This is a genomic window from Colwellia sp. MB02u-10 (genome assembly GCF_014077185.1).
Classification (GTDB): domain Bacteria; phylum Pseudomonadota; class Gammaproteobacteria; order Enterobacterales; family Alteromonadaceae; genus Cognaticolwellia.
This window is the reverse complement of record NZ_JACGVK010000132.1, coordinates 102917-118967: the sequence shown is the minus strand read 5'-3', so window position 1 is coordinate 118967 and position 16051 is coordinate 102917. Positions and strand designations below refer to the sequence as shown.

Below are 16051 nucleotides of genomic sequence, written 5' to 3'. Positions count from 1 at the left end.
CAGATAAAACCATGAAAATAATTGTTATAGGCAAGTCGGGTCAATTAGCTTGGGAGTTAAGTCAGTTTTCATCTCCCGAGCATGAAATACTCTGTTTAGGGCGCAATGATATTAACCTGCAAAATATTGCAGCAATCACTCATAGTTTACAGCTGCATAAAGCTGCAGGTGTTATAAATGCTGCTGCCTACACCGGCGTAGATAAGGCTGAAAGTGATGTTGAAAATGCCTATGCCCTTAATGCCAAAGCGGTAGGTAATTTAGCGCAGGCGTGTAAAAATTTATCTGTGTCTTTTGTGCATATATCGACAGACTTTGTTTTTCATGGTGATAAAGGCGCGCCTTATTTACCTGAGGATGAAATACGACCTTTAGGGATTTATGGTGCGAGTAAAGCCCAAGGTGAGCAGTTAATTACCCAGGTTTACCCAGAGCGAAGTACTATTATTCGCACGTCTTGGGTGTATTCAACGCACGGTAATAATTTTGTAAAAACTATGCTGAACTTAATGAATACCAAGCCTGAGCTTGGCATTATTAGTGACCAGATAGGGTCGCCTACTTACGCGAAGGGCTTGGCTGCAGCTTGTATTGCAAGCTTAACGCACAATATCACAGGTATTCATCACTATACCGATACAGGTGTTGCTAGCTGGTTTGATTTTGCAGTCGCTATTCAAAATATGGGCTATGAACTGGGTTTATTAATTAAAAAAACACCCATCAAACCGATAACTACTGCCCAATACCCAACGCCGGCCAAACGGCCACATTATAGTGTGTTAGATAAGAGCAGTTTAATGCTTGCCTTGCCTGAGCTTTCGTTTGTTCACTGGCAAACACAGTTGGCCACTATGATGCATGCGTTAAAAGCAGAGCAGTCTTAATTTATTTATTGTTTATTTATTGTTTATTTATTATGTATTGCTCAGTGTTGATCGCTTATATATCAAATTTTTTAGAGAGTTGTTATGAAAAAATTATTAGTTACAGGTGGTGCAGGTTTTATAGGGGCTAACTTCGTACACTACTGGATGGCAAAGTATCCAGCCGATAAAGTTGTTGTACTTGATGCACTAACGTATGCAGGCAATATGGCTAATTTAGATAGTGTAAAGGATGAAGGAAACTTCACTTTTGTGCATGGCAATATTTGCGACCAAGCGTTAGTTGAAGCATTACTGATTGAACAGGGTATTGATACCTTGGTGCATTTTGCGGCAGAATCTCACGTTGACCGCTCAATTACTGGCCCTGATGCTTTTATTGAAACCAATATTATTGGTACCTATAGCTTACTTAAAGCGGCGAAAAAAGTTTGGTTAGACGGTGACGGTGTACTTGCCGAGCATCGTTTTCATCATGTGTCCACAGACGAAGTGTACGGCACGCTTTTAGCGACCGACCCTGCTTTTACAGAAGATACTGCTTACGCCCCCAATTCGCCTTATTCTGCCAGTAAAGCGGCAAGTGATCATTTGGTACGTGCTTATCACCATACTTATGGTTTAAATGTTACCACGAGTAACTGTTCAAACAATTATGGGCCGTTTCATTTTCCTGAAAAGCTTATTCCTTTAGTGGTTACTAATATTTTGCATAATAAATCTTTGCCAATATATGGTGATGGCCAACAAATTCGTGACTGGCTATACGTTGAAGACCACGCTTACGGCATTGATTTAGTCTTACAAAGTGGCCGAGTGGGTGAAAACTATAATATTGGTGGCGATAATGAATGGGCTAACATTGATATTGTTAAAACCATTTCAAAACTGGTTGAACAAGAATTTATTAAAAATAAAGATTTAGCAACACGTTTTCCGAATGCAAAAGCAGCGATTGAGCAAAATACTGAATCACTTATTACTTATGTCAAAGACAGGCCTGGCCATGACCGTCGTTATGCTATTGACGCGACTAAAACCAATAATGAGTTAGGCTATCAACCGAAAGAATCATTTGAAACCGGTATCGCTAAAACGGTTGCTTGGTATTTAGAGAATGAATCGTGGTGGCAGTCGGTAATGGACGGCTCATATCAAGATTGGGTTGATAAGCAATACTCTTAAAGATATAAATTAGTTAAGGATTTTTACGCAGACAATTAATTTATCTAATAATTTACAATAACTAAGTTTGTTAGTGCAAACTTAGTTATTGTAAATTCACATCTCTATTCATTAGCTTTTTATCGCAATCAACTTATAGAACTTTTTAAGTTGTTTACCTTCCTGTTTGATCAGCAAGTGGCCTATATCGTCAACAGCTTACTGGCAAGAAATATCCGTTGAGGTAAATGCTGACACTGCGTTATCAAAAGCTGTGAGATTATAACTGTAAGTCTGTGAAGTTTTGAACGGTGATGGGCTTATTAGCACAACTTCTGATTCTGGTGTACTGGCATTATTAAAGCTGCAGTTATATTGAGTAGTCACTTTTAAAGGGAGTATTTGAGTTGATGGCTCATGTGTAGATTCAAATACTATCATGCTGTGTTTTTTATCATCACTAATAAATTGAGTGAGCATTTGCTTCACATTTTTAATTTCACAATCGGCGTGATGGTTGGCGATGTTAAGTTGTGACACGATTGCAGACACTTCTTTTTTTGGTGAAATAGTACTTACTTTCAATAAAGCACTGTCAATTTTAAACAGTAGTTGGTTGTGGTCTCGCGCAATTGTTATCTGGTGTGCATCACCGCACAGTTTTAGTAGCGTTGACGCGGTTTTAATACCAAGGGAGACAAGAAACGCTTCATAAACTTCCCCTTGTGATAAATGTAACACTTCAACGCCTAAACAAACGCTACTTAGAGCGTATAGTAACTTGAGTGGGTAGTTCAACATAGATTTTTCTGTCTATTTGTTTTACTTTTGAAGATAATAGATTCTGCATACCTATGCTTATTTAAGGACTTTAAATAAGCATAGGTAAAGATTGTTAGGCTGTAAATACCATCAAATTTACATTAAAAGCTAATTATTGCTTTCATTAAAAGCTAAAATTAAACCACACTAAAAGCTAATTAAAAAATTCAACAAAAGCTAATGGTGTAAATATGAATCAGGTATCAGAAAAGCTCGCATATTCGCTAGAGCAATTAAAGCAATTGCAAGATAGCGGTATTATTGCTGTGCAATCGAAAATGCTTGAGCGCACCGATAGAGAAAGATTGACCAAACATGGCTTTATCAAAGAAGTGATGCGAGGTTGGTATATTCCTTCAAGCCCTGATGAACAACAAGGCGATATTACCGCTTGGTATACGTCTTTTTGGGATTTTTGTGGTGCTTATTTAGATGAACGTCTTGAACAGAATTGGTGTTTGTCACCTGAGCAATCGATACAAATTCATATTGGTGATAAAACCATTCCACCTCAGTTATTAGTACGTTCCCCTAAAGGACGAAATAAGCCAACGGCTTTGCTTCACAATACTTCTGTATTTGATATTCGCTCTGCTATGCCACATCAAACACAGTTAACGATAGTCGATGGTTTGAGAGTCTATAACTTGGCAGCAAGTTTAGTGCATTGTGCAAAAAATACGTTTGCGCAAAAGCCAATACAAATGCGAACACTACTTTCAATGGTGACAGATGCCTCAGAAGTGCTAAGTGTATTGCTCGATGGAGGTCATGTTACTAGTGCAGGACGATTAGCCGGGGCATTTCGTAATATCGGTAGAGACTTAATTGCCAATAACATCATTAAAGGCATGGATGCTGTGGACTTTAAGGTAAGAGAAGTTGATCCATTTGAAGATAAAACACACATTACCTTTGGTCGCCGTGAGGTTTCACCCTACGTAAATCGACTGCGTTTACTGTGGCACAGCATGCGAACCGATGTGATAGCCCATTTTCCTGATGCGCCTGTCGCTAAAATTAATGTGCAAGATTATTTGGCTGAAGTAGAAGACAAGTTTGTTACTGATGCTTACCACTCACTATCTATTGAAGGCTACCGGGTTACGCATGAGTTAATTGAGCATGTACGCTCAGGTAACTGGAATCCTGAACAATCTGACGATAGTAGAAAACATTTAGATGTAATGGCTGCAAAAGGTTATTGGGATTCCTTTCAACAAGTAAAGTTAGCTGTTGAACAAGTATTAGATGGTGCAAACCCAGGTGAAGTATTAGAAGCGACTCATGCTGATTGGTATTTAGCTTTATTTGGCCCAAGTGTCGCTACTGGTATTATTAAACAATCTGATTTAGCAGGCTATCGAACAGGGCCCGTTTATATTCGAAAATCAAAACATACACCGCCAACAAAATTGGCTGTTAGGGATATGATGCCTGCGCTTTTCGATTTGTTAATGGAAGAAGAAAATCCTGCGATTCGAGTTGTATTAGGTCATTTTGTTTTTGTTTATATTCATCCATATTTTGATGGTAATGGCCGCATGGGACGATTCATTATGAACTTGATGATGGCCGCAGGCGGCTATTCATGGACTGTTGTGCCAGTTGAGCGAAGAGATGAGTATATGGAGGTATTAGAAACCGCTAGTGTAGAGCAAAATATTGCCCCTTTTACAAAATTTTTAGCTTCGTTATTATAGCCATAGCTCTTTAAATAGCTAAAAACTACAGGTGATAATGCAACCTTGAGCGGTTGTTTTGTCGTTCGGATTTCAGTCCGTCAGCTGTTAAGCTGTTGATTTAAGTGATTGGCAATCAAGCATTTACAGCTGAGTCTTGTTTTTTCAGTCGTCATTTGTGCCAAAGACAGTTAACTGAAAGCTGATCGCTATTTTTACTGACAGCTATCTATACCATGCCTTTAAATTTTTGTTAAGTAATGACTAATAATTGGCAATTTTTTGTTCGTCAGCCCAAGCGATTGCTTGATTATAGCTTTTAAGGACAGTGGCTTTGTTTAAGCCAAGCTTGGCCATGACTATGTTGGTTTTTGACCACTCAGCTCGTTCAATAAACTCTAACAGTATAATTAAGGCCGCCATATCACCTTTACGGGTTAATAACGTGTCTTTGATTTCTTGAGCTAGTGGCAGCTTGGTGAGAATATTTGCTAAGTCTTCGTCAACAATGGCATCAATTAACGACAATAAACCGGTTAAAAAAGCTATTGAGCTATCTAATGGTGATTTAATTTCACTGGCCATTAAATCACAAAACTTTGCTCGGGTCATCGCCGCGTTAATAAGTTCAGATGGTTTATCGGGATTAATATTTGCTGCAAACATTAAACCAAGAAAACGTATTAATTCAGCTGAGCCTAATACAACAAGTGCTTGTTTAATCGTGGAAATATCAGTACGACGTTTAAAGATTGCTGAGTTGGCATAACGCAGTAGTTTGTAGGACAAAGTCACATCGCGTTCAAAAACTGATGTAATACTGGCAAGATCTAACTCTTTTTTTGAGGTTTCATAGAGGAGTTCTGCCATTGCTATCTGTGATGGTGATAGACTTTTGGTTTTTATCATCTCAGGCTTAGCGAAAAAGAAGCCTTGAAATAATTCAAAATCTAACGCTAATGCTTGGTTATATTCTTCGTAGGTTTCAACTTTTTCTGCCAGTAATTTAATGTGTGGAAAATCTTTAATGGCAGATTTTACAATTTTTATGGTGTCTAATGTGGTGATTTGCCAGTCAATTTTAATAATGTGTATAAAAGGATAAAAGTGCTGCCATACAGCTTGATGAATATAATCATCTAACGCTATGGTATAGCCTTTTTCATACAAACCTTTGCATATCGATAATAACTTTTTACCTGGCTTTACGGTCTCTAAAATTTCAACAACCACTTCTTCTGGTGTTAATGTTTCTGGATAACCTTTAATGAGGGTTTCTAAAGTAAAATTAATAAAGGCAGGTTTATTGCCAGTAAATTCACTAATGCCAAGATTAAAGTTACTGGCTTCAATAATTTTTGTTGTCGCTTCATCGCCATCAATATCGGGGAAAACATTGATGATGCTATCGCGAAACAAAAGTTCGTAGGCAAATAGATTTTTATCTATATCTAATATGGGCTGCCTAGCTGCGTAAAAGTACATTCAAATTCCTAATTAATGCTATGTTATAAAAAATAATTTTATTATTTTTATTTAGTATTATTGTTTAGTTAACTTAATTTTCACATTAGCTGATTCATTTATAACACAAATAATTGTTAATACTTACGAAAAACATGGAATCAATTATTAACTAAGCCTATTATTGTTGTTCACGTTCAATTGAGTAGCAATGTGCTATTTATTTGAACAGTTTTAATGCCAAACAAATTAATTACCGTTAAGTGGTAAAATAAAGTAGTTTGATTGGCATAATGTTTTTCGGAGGTTAAATGGCTGTAGGAACGATGATTTCATTGGCACTATACTTTGTTGTTATGTTGGGAATAGGTATTTATGCCTATAGAAAATCAACTAGCGATGTATCTGGTTTTATGCTTGGAGGACGTAGTTTAGGACCTGGGGTAACAGCGCTTTCTGCCGGGGCCTCTGACATGAGCGGTTGGATGCTAATGGGTGTACCCGGGTTAATGTTCACAGTAGGCTTGAGCAGTGCTTGGATTTCTTTTGGTTTAGTCCTAGGTGCTTATTTAAATTACCTTATCGTAGCACCAAGATTAAGAACTTATACCGAGATGGCAAATGATTCGATTACTTTGCCCGATTTTTTCGAAAATCGCTTTGCTGATAGCTCACACGCACTTCGCATCACTTCTTCGATTGTTATTATTTTATTTTTTACCTTATATACTTCTTCAGGCATTGTTGCCGGTGGTAAATTATTTGAAAGTTCGTTTGGCCTAACCTATGAAGTAGGTTTATATATTACCGCTGGTGTTGTTGTACTTTATACACTTTTTGGTGGTTTTTTAGCCGTGAGTCTGACTGATTTTGTACAAGGCTGTATTATGTTTGTTGCCTTGGTGCTTGTGCCCATTGTCGCGATCTCTGATGTTGGAGGTACTGACGCTATGATGCAAGCTATTGAAAAGGTCGACCCCACATTCATAGACTTATTTAGTGGTGTCACTATTATCACCATAATTTCTGCCATGGCATGGGGATTAGGTTATTTTGGTCAGCCTCACATTATTGTACGCTTTATGGCTATTCGTTCGGTAGAAGATGTACCGGCAGCCAGAAGAATTGGTATGAGTTGGATGATCGTTTCATTGTGTGGTGCTATGGCTACGGGTCTTGCCGGTGTGGCTTACGCGGCTAAAGTAGGCTTGGTAGTTGATGATGCGGAAACAATATTTATCTTATTAGGGCAGGTACTGTTTCACCCTCTTATCGCTGGCTTTATTCTAGCGGCGATTCTAGCGGCGATTATGAGCACCATTTCTTCGCAATTATTGGTGACATCAAGTTCATTAACGGGCGATATTTATCAAGCCTTTTTGAATAAGAACGCTAGTGAAAAGCAATTAGTCTTGGTTGGCCGCATATCAGTCGCCTTGGTAGCCATTGTCGCTATTTTTCTTGCTTACGATAGAGAAAGCTCAATATTAACTTTAGTCAGTAATGCTTGGGCCGGTTTCGGTGCTGCATTTGGACCCTTGGTTATTATGAGTCTGTACTGGAAGAAAATGAATCGACATGGTGCATTAGCCGGTATGTTGACAGGAGCTATTACCGTTTTAGTGTGGATATATGCGCCTATAACGCTAAATGGTCAGCACCTTAGTGACGTGATGTATGAAATTGTACCTGGCTTTATTATGGCCAGTATTGCTATTGTATTGGTCAGTCGTTTAACAACAAAAGAGCAACCAGAAATAGAGAAATTATTTGATGAGGTTGTTGCTAAACATAGTTAAATATAGCTAAACACTAAAATAAGCTGATAGAGATAGCTTTTAGTTTTAAGTTATTAGCTGTCAGCTGTCAGTCAAAACTTTAAATTCTTAAGTAGTGTTAAGTAAGTTATAGAAGCCGTTAATCTAGATTAACGGCTTTTTTTTTGATGTCTTCGTTCTGAGTAATAGTTTTTTAAGCTGACGTTTTTAATATCTGCCTATTGTTAAACCGTGGAATTTAAACCCAAGCCATTAAGCCAGTTCTTACTTAGCGTTTGCCAGAGCTTTGAGAATAAATAGAACTTTGTATAGTTACTACCTATGTAAGAAAACTATGAGTGGTTATCAATGTCTGCAGTAATTAACACATGGATGTAGGTATTCAGGTTCAGTCTGAAACGATGAACCTGTAATCTAAGCTTTTTTAAGTTTGCTAAGTAGTAAGGGGTTTATTGGCATGAGTATAAGTTTGACTACTAAATTGACCAAGTAATATGATCACTCACTCGTTCCTGCCACTGCTTTATAGGCTCGTTCTTATCACCGACTACAATGATATTTGAATGATTAAAGTTTAATGACCGACCTTGTAACTTATCATTAGCAAAATTAGCAATAAACTTAATGTCTTCGTCATCGGGTAAAATAAAAATATTGACCGGACTTGATTGACCTTGAAACACTAAATGCAGGCTTTTACTGCCATCAAATCGACAATAATCAGCGAAGATTAAGCTACCAAAGGTACTATCAAAACTGCCCTTAAATTTCGCCATTTTCTCATTTAATGAGGCCAGTGTTACCCTTGGCTGATCATTGTTAGAGAAGTGTGATGCCTCATGATTAACATGCGCAATAGCATAGTCACCCAGGTTTTTATAGGTGCTAGAGAACATCATAAAGTTAGCAGTTAAGCCCATCACTAGTGCAACAGATGCTGCCATCGACAAACGTACACGTGTTTTACGTTTTTGTTGCTGATGGCTAGCAAAAGTTTGTCGTAAAATTAATTTATTAGTTAAATCTTCAGGCACGGGGATATGCATGGCTTGCGCGATTTTATCTTCTAATGTGTCAAGTTCTTGCGAAAATTTTTGTTTTGCCGAATCACTTTTAATCGCGGCCTTGATAGCATCATCACGGTTATTTGGATCTGCTAGTAAACTGCGTCTAAATTTTAAGTCATCCATTGTGTAGACCTCTTAATTTTGGCTCGTCGTCTACGGCCTCTTTCAATTGATTGCGTGCGCGAAATAATCGTGTCATTACGGTATTTTTATTGAGTGACAAGATGCTGGAAATTTCTTCACCACTGAAACCACCAATCACTTGTAAAACTAAGGGTTCACGATACTCTTCAGGCATTTGTGCTATTTTTTCCCGTAGCCAATAGTGTTCAATTTCCTGTTCGCTACTGGTGGCTTTGACATCGGCAATAGTGGCTTCTTCATATTCGCTCATGTCAAAACGCTTACGCTCAAAACGACGAGCGTTTTCTCTGCGCAGAATAGTGATTAACCATGACTTTGCCGCCTTTTCGTCTTTCAACGAGTCAAGCGCGCGCCATGCACGTAAAAATGTTTCTTGCACTAAATCTTCGGCAATATGCTTATCGTGGCATAACCAGTAGCCATATCGATATAAATCTGCATGTAATGCTTTAACGAGTGCTTCGTATCTAACTTGTTTTGTCGCCATGTTGTAAAAGACCTTAGGCTTTGTCATTTTATTTCACACAGATGCATTTATTTACGTAGTTCCACTATAGCTCAAATAACTGTTTGAAATTTAATTGAATTAACGTTTGCTAGATATAGCTGTTGTTAAAAAAATTTTAAGTTAAAAGTGATATTTTTTAGTGGTAGGTTTTTAACGGTAAATTTTTTTGGGTCTATGAGGTTAATTGTTTGCTTAACGCTTGACGGACTAAAGTCCGACCTACAAAAAAATCGCCAAGGTTGCATTGTCATCCATAGTTTTTTTGTAGATTGGACTTTAGTTCATTAAGTTAAATAAAATTTAACTACCTTTGACACAAAAGTCGACCTTTAATAGGCCGGAATTTGTGTTGAACAGGTGGTTTCAATAAAGCTAATGTAGAGAAGCTTGATTGCTAGGCGCTGCTAAGGATTAATGCTGATATCAGCCTCGGGTGATTTGCTGAGTTTACTTTTATGCAGTGCTTGAATGGCAAGGATCAGCTTGTTGCCTGACCAAGCACTTGGATTTTTTCCATAATAGCTTTGTTGCAACTCAATAATAGCGTTAGACAGTGCCGGGTCGTTAAAATAATCGTGCAATGAGTCAAGTGTTGTTAGTACTTGGCTTTGATTATCGCCTAATGATTGTGATTGAGAGCGTGCCCATGGCAGCAAACAGGCTAAGGCTAATTCGCCATTATTTTTCTTACAGGCAGCTAAGATAGCAAGATGAGCATTATTGACCTTAGTGTTAGTTTCACTATTGGCTTGCTTAGGCTTAAAAGGGCGCTTTGCTGTGATATACCAAGCCAATAAGGTGAGTAGCCATAAGGCTAGAAATAGCCATTGTAAGAAGCTGTTTTGCTGAATAATTACGCTTTCTACAAGCTTGGGTGTTGTTGGGTTTTCAAGATTCATGCGCGGTGGTTGCTGAATGGTACTTGGGGCTATATCAGCGTTGGGTAATACGATGATTTTTTGCCCTGCTATTGTGGCTATTTCTGCTTTATTAGTGACGGTATTCCACCAAGGAATACTAATTTCGGGTAACTGATATTCACCGGCTTTACTGGCAACAATGGCAAAGTTAACCACTTTTTGGCTGACTAAACGTTCATTGTTTAGACCAGTATGTAGCTTAGCTTGATCTGGGTACACTTTTAGTCCTTGCGGAACTTTCATGGTAATTTCAGGTAGTTGCTCTTCTGAAAGCCCCACTGCGGTAAGTGTAATGGTGCGAGTGATCGGTTCGCCCACTTTAAATTTTCTTGGCGCGGGTTGAAACTCTTGCTGTAAAGCGAATAATTCGCTGGGCAACCATAGCCCGCTAACTTGCGCTGGAATAGCTTTAATCGTTAACGCTATATCGTCACCTACGACACTAACTGGTTTAGTATCAGCAAAACTTAAAAAGTTAGATCGCCTTGCCGAAGCTTTGATGATCTCGCCAGAAAAAATCGGTGCTTTTAATATCATATCACCACTTTTTTGTGGGCTAATGGCGTACACGCGTTCAATAACGCGATAACGTTTACCTTTGATAATACTTTCTGATTCTTTGTCTTTGCCGATTTGTAAAATATTCGCGCTGACTAGGCTTGGCTCGCTTAAACTGCCACGCTTTAATTCTGCAGCGAAGTGTAGCTTTACGGTTAGCGTTATTTGCTGTTGAACGTATAAGTCGGTGGCAGAGGCTTGTGTGGTGATAAATAGGTCTTGCTGGTTTGAAGTGGCTGATTCGTTTGCCGCTAGTGAATTAATGGTGATGATTTGTGTTTTGAAACCATTAATGTCAAACGCGGGTATCACTAGCTCACCTGAACTTCGAGGTACTAACACCGTATTCCATGTGGTGGTGCGTGTGGTATCAAAATTGATCATGCTAGTTTGTGAGCTAACCGATGTTCTACCGACAATAAAGTCAGTTAATAGTGCTGATGTATCTAAGGCGTTTGCGTTAACATCATCATCGGCGGTAATGGTTAATATTATTGATTCATTAGCCATGGTCAGGCTTTTATCAACCGATGCGCTGACTTTTGTTAATGCGTAGCTATGACATGATAATAAAATAGCCAACAAAGAAATTATAACTTTTACCACTTTTTCTTAACTCCTACATTTCGACGATCTTGACTACGTTTTTGATACTCTAACTGCATTTTATTTCTCAGTAACATATAGGGGTCATCAGTGACTTTGTTGAGTAATTGTTGATGTTTTTGTTCGGTTTCTTTGGCCAATTGTTCGGCTAGCTCTTTGGCTGCTAGGCTTTGTGCATCGTTTGAATCTTCAGGGGGTTTCGCTTCTTGTGCATTTTTAGCTTGCTGTTGTTCTGATTGCTGTTGTTTATCGCGGTCAGTTTCTTGCTGATTTTTTTGCTCTTGGCCTTCTTCAGCATCTTTTTGCGCAGAAGATTCATCTTGTTTGCCTGGGTCTTGTTTTTCTGAGTTCTGTTGATTTTGCTGCTGATCGCTGTCTTTGCTGTCTTGGCTGTCACCGTCTTGGTTTTCACCTGGTTGGTCATTGTCTTGCTGGTCATTTTTCTGTTCTTCGTCACCTGATTCTTGCTCTTGCTGTTCTTGTTCTTGTTTTAACTTTTCAAGCAAGGCTTTATTAGCTTTTGCATCGGCTAAGTTTGGGTCGCGCTGTAAGGCTTGTTCATAGGCCGCTATCGCATCGTCAAATTTTTCTAATTTAGCTAAAGCATTACCTTGATTAAATAGCGCCTCTGCGCTGTTTTCTTGTTTAAATGCAGCTAAGGCTTGTTGGTAATCACCGGCTTTGTAGTAGGCACTACCTTGCCACTGTGGGTTTTTAAATTGTTCTGCTGCTTGCTGATATTGCTCACTGTTAAAGTGCGCTTGACCTTGTTGATCTTTAGTTTTCCAAAGATCTTGCCAAATATCAGCCTGAGCTTGGTTATTGGGTATTAACATTAAAGCAAACGGCAGGGTTGCTAGTAGTGCGCCACGTCTAAAATAACTTAACACCATAGGCAAAATTAATAACAGCAGGTAGGGGCCAAACTCTTGCCATTGATCGCCGGTATTTTCACTGGCTTTGGTGTTGTCTGCGTCTATGTCAGTGCTGAGCGGTTTGAAGGTTAGTCGTTCAATATCCTTGTTGTTCTGGGTCAGGGTGGCGTAGTTGCCTCTACCGCGTTGAGCTAGGCCCTGTAATGCTTGGGCTGTTAACTTAGGCACAATAATCGCGCCATTGTCATCTTTCATCAGTTCGCCATTACTGAGTTTAATGGGCGCACCAGTTTTTGTACCAATGCCAAGAATATTAAGCCGATAAGGATGATCGCGTGACCATTGGGTTATATCTTGAATATCAATGTTATCGATACCGTCAGTGAACCAATAAATATCGCCGTCTTTATGACCGGCATTGATTAACATTTCATTGGCCAGTGCCAATGCAGCAAATGGGTTGCTACCCAGTACCGGCATAAGTTCGGGGCTTAATGAGGGTAAAAGTAATTTTATGTTATTACTGTCATCGGTTAACGGACTAATATTAAAAGCATCGCCCGCATAGGCAATAAGACCGATTTCACCGTCTTTAATACTATCGAGTAAATCTATGGCTTTATAACGTGCGCGTGTCAGGCGATTAGGAGCAACGTCGGTGGCATACATAGAATACGACATGTCCATGATCAGCACTGAGCCTTGTGCTACTTGATACACCGGCTGTGGTAGTTTTTGCCAACTCGGTCCCGCCATGGCTAAAATTGACAGTAAGCCGATTAAAAACGGTAACAGCAATGAGTTAGATTTTGCTTTAGCGTTACCTTGCACTAATACTTTTGCTAAATGTGCCGGTAACAGTTGCTGCCAGCCTGACTGCTTAATACGCAGTTTTTTTAACATAAACAGCATTAAAAATAAGCCAATGATAGCTAATAGCCAGAGTGGGCGAATAAAATGAAAGTCAGCCATATTAATCCGTCACTCCGGTTGCTGCTTTTTTGTTGAGGAAAAATTGACCATTGGAGATGCTCTTAGTTAACAGCGTGAGTAGGCTTATTAGTAACGCTAAGCCTAAAGGCCAGTGGAATAAAGCGGTTAAAGGTCGCATTTGTTGTTGTTCTTGTTCTACGGGTTCAAGAGCGTCCAATAGTTGATAAATTTCACTCATGTCTTCACTGGCGCGAGCGCGAAAATAATAACCACCGGTTTCATCAGCCAGGCGTTGTAAAGACTCCTCATCAAGGTCACTTGAAGGGTTGACGCGACGAGCGCCAAATAATGAGTTTTGCACCATCACATCAGCGCCAATACCAATAGAGTATATGGTGATGTTTTTTGCCACGGCTAATTCAAGCGCTTGGTCGGGGGTAATTTTACCCGCGGTATTTTGACCATCGGTGAGTAACAATAAAACCCTATTCGATTCTTTTTTTTCATCAAAGCGTTTAACCGCAAGTGCGATAGCGTCACCAATCGCGGTTTTTTTTCCGACTAAACCCAACACGGTTTCATCAAGCATTTGTTGCACGGTTTTACGATCAAAGGTCATCGGCGTTTGCATATAAGCATCGTCAGCGAATAAGATCAAACCTAACCTGTCACCACTGCGTCGTGCGATAAATTCACCCAATAATTTTTTTAACATATTAAGACGATTAACGCTGCGGCCATTGAGGCTCATGTCTTCTACTTGCATACTGCCGGATAAATCAACCGCGATCATCATTTCGCGTCCTTCAGTGGGTACATTGACGGATTCACCTAGCCATTGTGGCTGAGTGCTCGCCAGTACCAGTAACAACCAAATAAGGCTGAGTATGAGTATTGATGACTTTTTCTTTTCGGGGGCAAACTCTGTTGTCTGAATACCTTTAATGATGGTGGGCATTCTAAGTGGCGCGGCTTGTACTTGTTTTTTAGCCGGTAACCAATAGACAAGTAACGGCAGCGGTAGGGCGATTAAGGCCCAGAGGAAATCAAAATGGATCATGATTTTGCTCCGTCATTTTCAATCACCACGTTAGCTGATTTATCTGCTGCTGGGCTGTTATGCAAGGTAGTTTTTGCGTTTTTAATTGTTGCAGGCGCTAACCTAGCTAACTCTTTTTTTGGTGGTAAAGCATGACTAAGCCATAATTTCGCTGCGCTTGAAAATTCAGCCGATATTTTGCTTGCCGTAGTATTTGCCGTAGTACTTTGGTAAACAGAAACAAAGTGTTCGGCGCTAAGTTCAGTAAATTTTTGCTGATGCTTAGTGGGTAATGTGGCGATTAAAAAGCTTTTAAAAGCATGGCCGGTTAAGTGTGCGACTTGTGATCGTGGAAAGTATTGTAAAGCCGCCCATTTTAGTAAGGCTACCATAGCGCTGATGTCAGTTGCTGTTGATAATTGTTTGAGTGCCATTTTTTGCGCCTGACGTTTAATCATGGCTTGTCGCAGTTTTAATAGGCCATAAATGATTATCGCTAAAACAATAACGGCTAAAAGCCACCAACCTGGTGCGATAGGGTAACCGTGCACATTGGCCGGTAGATGAATATCACTTAATTGTGCTAGCGGATCCATGACGCTACTCCGCGATGTAATTGAGTTTCGAGTGCTTCACTGGCACAAAAGTGCAGTAAGCGCACGCCAGCTTTGGTTAGTTTTTCTTCTTTGGTGTTACTTAAATTCAGAGCTTGTTGATGATATTTTTCAGCCAGTGCTGGGTCACCGAGTATTAATTGTTGACGCTCATCACTATCATCACCATTAGTGATGCCAACGCTAATTTTATGTTTACTTTCTGGCAGTTTTTGTTCGAGTGGATCGCTGAGCAAGCAAACGACTAATTCACAATGTCGAGTAATATGAGCTAAATGGCGCACCGCTTCATCCGTGAGATTAAAGGCATCGGTGATCAGATAAACTAAGCTACCAGGTTTAGCGAGTTGGCGTAGGCGCGCACAGTTTTGTTCAAAGGCTAATATTGCTTGTTCACGGTCTAAGGGCTCGCTAGCAATAGTTAAAGAATCAGCGTGTTTCTGGACTAACGCATGCAAGTAATGCAAAACACCTTGTTGTCTGCTACGGGGTTTTAATTCTTGGTGACTGTGTTGGTTAAAGACAATACCGCCAATGCGATCGCCGCGTGACTTGGCATGCCAAGCCACTAAGGATGCAACATGCGCTGCTTGCACTGATTTAAAAAGTAAACGGCTACCAAAAAGCATGCTGGTGCTTAAGTCGGTGGCAATAAGCACGGGGCGTTCCACTTCTTCATGAAATAATTTTGTGTGTGTTTTTCCTGTGCGAGCCGTTACCCGCCAGTCAATAGCACGAATGTCGTCACCATTTTGATAATGGCGAACTTCATCAAACTCCATGCCTCGGCCTTTGCTGCGGGCGAGATAATTGCCTGACATTTTGCCACGTAAACTTTTCGAGGCGGCTAAATTAATCAGTGAGCTTTTAGCCTGATAACGAATTAACTCTTCAATGGTTAATTCGATGCCATTACTGACCAGTTCATTAAGCAATGATTGCGGGTTGTTTTGCTCGGTCGATTTTTTTTGATTAAACCACATAAAGGTA

At 39.6% G+C, this 16051-nt stretch carries 13 protein-coding genes; 4 read left to right on the top strand and 9 right to left on the bottom strand.

Annotation, left to right across the window (positions count from 1 at the left end; genetic code table 11):
• The first annotated feature begins 11 nt into the window (after positions 1–11).
• On the top strand, positions 12–887 hold the full coding sequence (gene rfbD, locus H4J59_RS13980; protein WP_182240318.1) for a dTDP-4-dehydrorhamnose reductase: 876 nt from the start codon (positions 12–14) through the stop codon (positions 885–887).
• 84 nt (positions 888–971) lie between these two features.
• On the top strand, positions 972–2072 hold the full coding sequence (gene rfbB / locus H4J59_RS13975) for a dTDP-glucose 4,6-dehydratase (protein WP_182240315.1): 1101 nt from the start codon (positions 972–974) through the stop codon (positions 2070–2072).
• A gap of 198 nt (positions 2073–2270) precedes the next feature.
• Here the strand turns inward: rfbB and H4J59_RS13970 are convergent, their stop codons facing one another.
• Positions 2271–2792 (bottom strand): hypothetical protein, encoded by a 522-nt coding sequence (locus H4J59_RS13970; RefSeq protein ID WP_182240313.1) that lies wholly within the window; start codon positions 2790–2792, stop codon positions 2271–2273.
• 272 nt (positions 2793–3064) lie between these two features.
• On the opposite strand from H4J59_RS13970, the gene H4J59_RS13965 reads away from it, so the two are divergent.
• On the top strand, positions 3065–4576 hold the full coding sequence (locus H4J59_RS13965; RefSeq protein WP_182240311.1) for a Fic family protein: 1512 nt from the start codon (positions 3065–3067) through the stop codon (positions 4574–4576).
• Between the two features lie 243 nt (positions 4577–4819).
• Here the strand turns inward: H4J59_RS13965 and H4J59_RS13960 are convergent, their stop codons facing one another.
• Complete coding sequence (locus H4J59_RS13960; protein WP_182240309.1) at positions 4820–6040, bottom strand: EAL and HDOD domain-containing protein; 1221 nt, start codon at positions 6038–6040, stop codon at positions 4820–4822.
• Between the two features lie 290 nt (positions 6041–6330).
• Here H4J59_RS13960 and putP point away from each other — a divergent pair, with 290 nt between their 5' ends.
• Positions 6331–7818, top strand: coding sequence for a sodium/proline symporter PutP (putP, locus tag H4J59_RS13955; protein ID WP_182240307.1), 1488 nt, complete (start codon positions 6331–6333; stop codon positions 7816–7818).
• 455 nt (positions 7819–8273) lie between these two features.
• Here the strand turns inward: putP and H4J59_RS13950 are convergent, their stop codons facing one another.
• The 7 genes from H4J59_RS13950 to H4J59_RS13920 all read right to left on the bottom strand — a co-directional run bounded on the left by H4J59_RS13950 (position 8274) and on the right by H4J59_RS13920 (position 16044).
• Complete coding sequence (locus H4J59_RS13950) at positions 8274–8987, bottom strand: DUF3379 family protein (protein ID WP_182240305.1); 714 nt, start codon at positions 8985–8987, stop codon at positions 8274–8276.
• Positions 8980–9495 carry a sigma-70 family RNA polymerase sigma factor gene (locus tag H4J59_RS13945; protein WP_259369536.1) on the bottom strand — a complete coding sequence of 172 codons (516 nt, stop codon included), beginning with the start codon at positions 9493–9495 and terminating at the stop codon, positions 8980–8982. Before H4J59_RS13945 ends, H4J59_RS13950 begins: the two co-directional genes overlap by 8 nt.
• 425 nt (positions 9496–9920) lie before the next feature.
• Positions 9921–11600, bottom strand: coding sequence for a BatD family protein (locus tag H4J59_RS13940; RefSeq protein ID WP_310733198.1), 1680 nt, complete (start codon positions 11598–11600; stop codon positions 9921–9923).
• The gene (locus H4J59_RS13935; protein ID WP_182240301.1) at positions 11594–13447 is read right to left on the bottom strand and encodes a VWA domain-containing protein; all 1854 of its coding nucleotides are present in this window, start codon (positions 13445–13447) and stop codon (positions 11594–11596) included. Before H4J59_RS13935 ends, H4J59_RS13940 begins: the two co-directional genes overlap by 7 nt.
• A gap of 1 nt (position 13448) precedes the next feature.
• Complete coding sequence (locus H4J59_RS13930; RefSeq protein ID WP_182240299.1) at positions 13449–14468, bottom strand: VWA domain-containing protein; 1020 nt, start codon at positions 14466–14468, stop codon at positions 13449–13451.
• A complete protein-coding gene (locus tag H4J59_RS13925; RefSeq protein WP_182240297.1) occupies positions 14465–15043 on the bottom strand; it encodes a DUF4381 domain-containing protein in 579 nt (192 codons plus the stop codon). The genes H4J59_RS13930 and H4J59_RS13925 overlap by 4 nt, the downstream gene beginning before the upstream one ends.
• Complete coding sequence (locus H4J59_RS13920) at positions 15031–16044, bottom strand: DUF58 domain-containing protein (RefSeq protein WP_182240295.1); 1014 nt, start codon at positions 16042–16044, stop codon at positions 15031–15033. Before H4J59_RS13920 ends, H4J59_RS13925 begins: the two co-directional genes overlap by 13 nt.
• Positions 16045–16051: the final 7 nt, after the last annotated feature.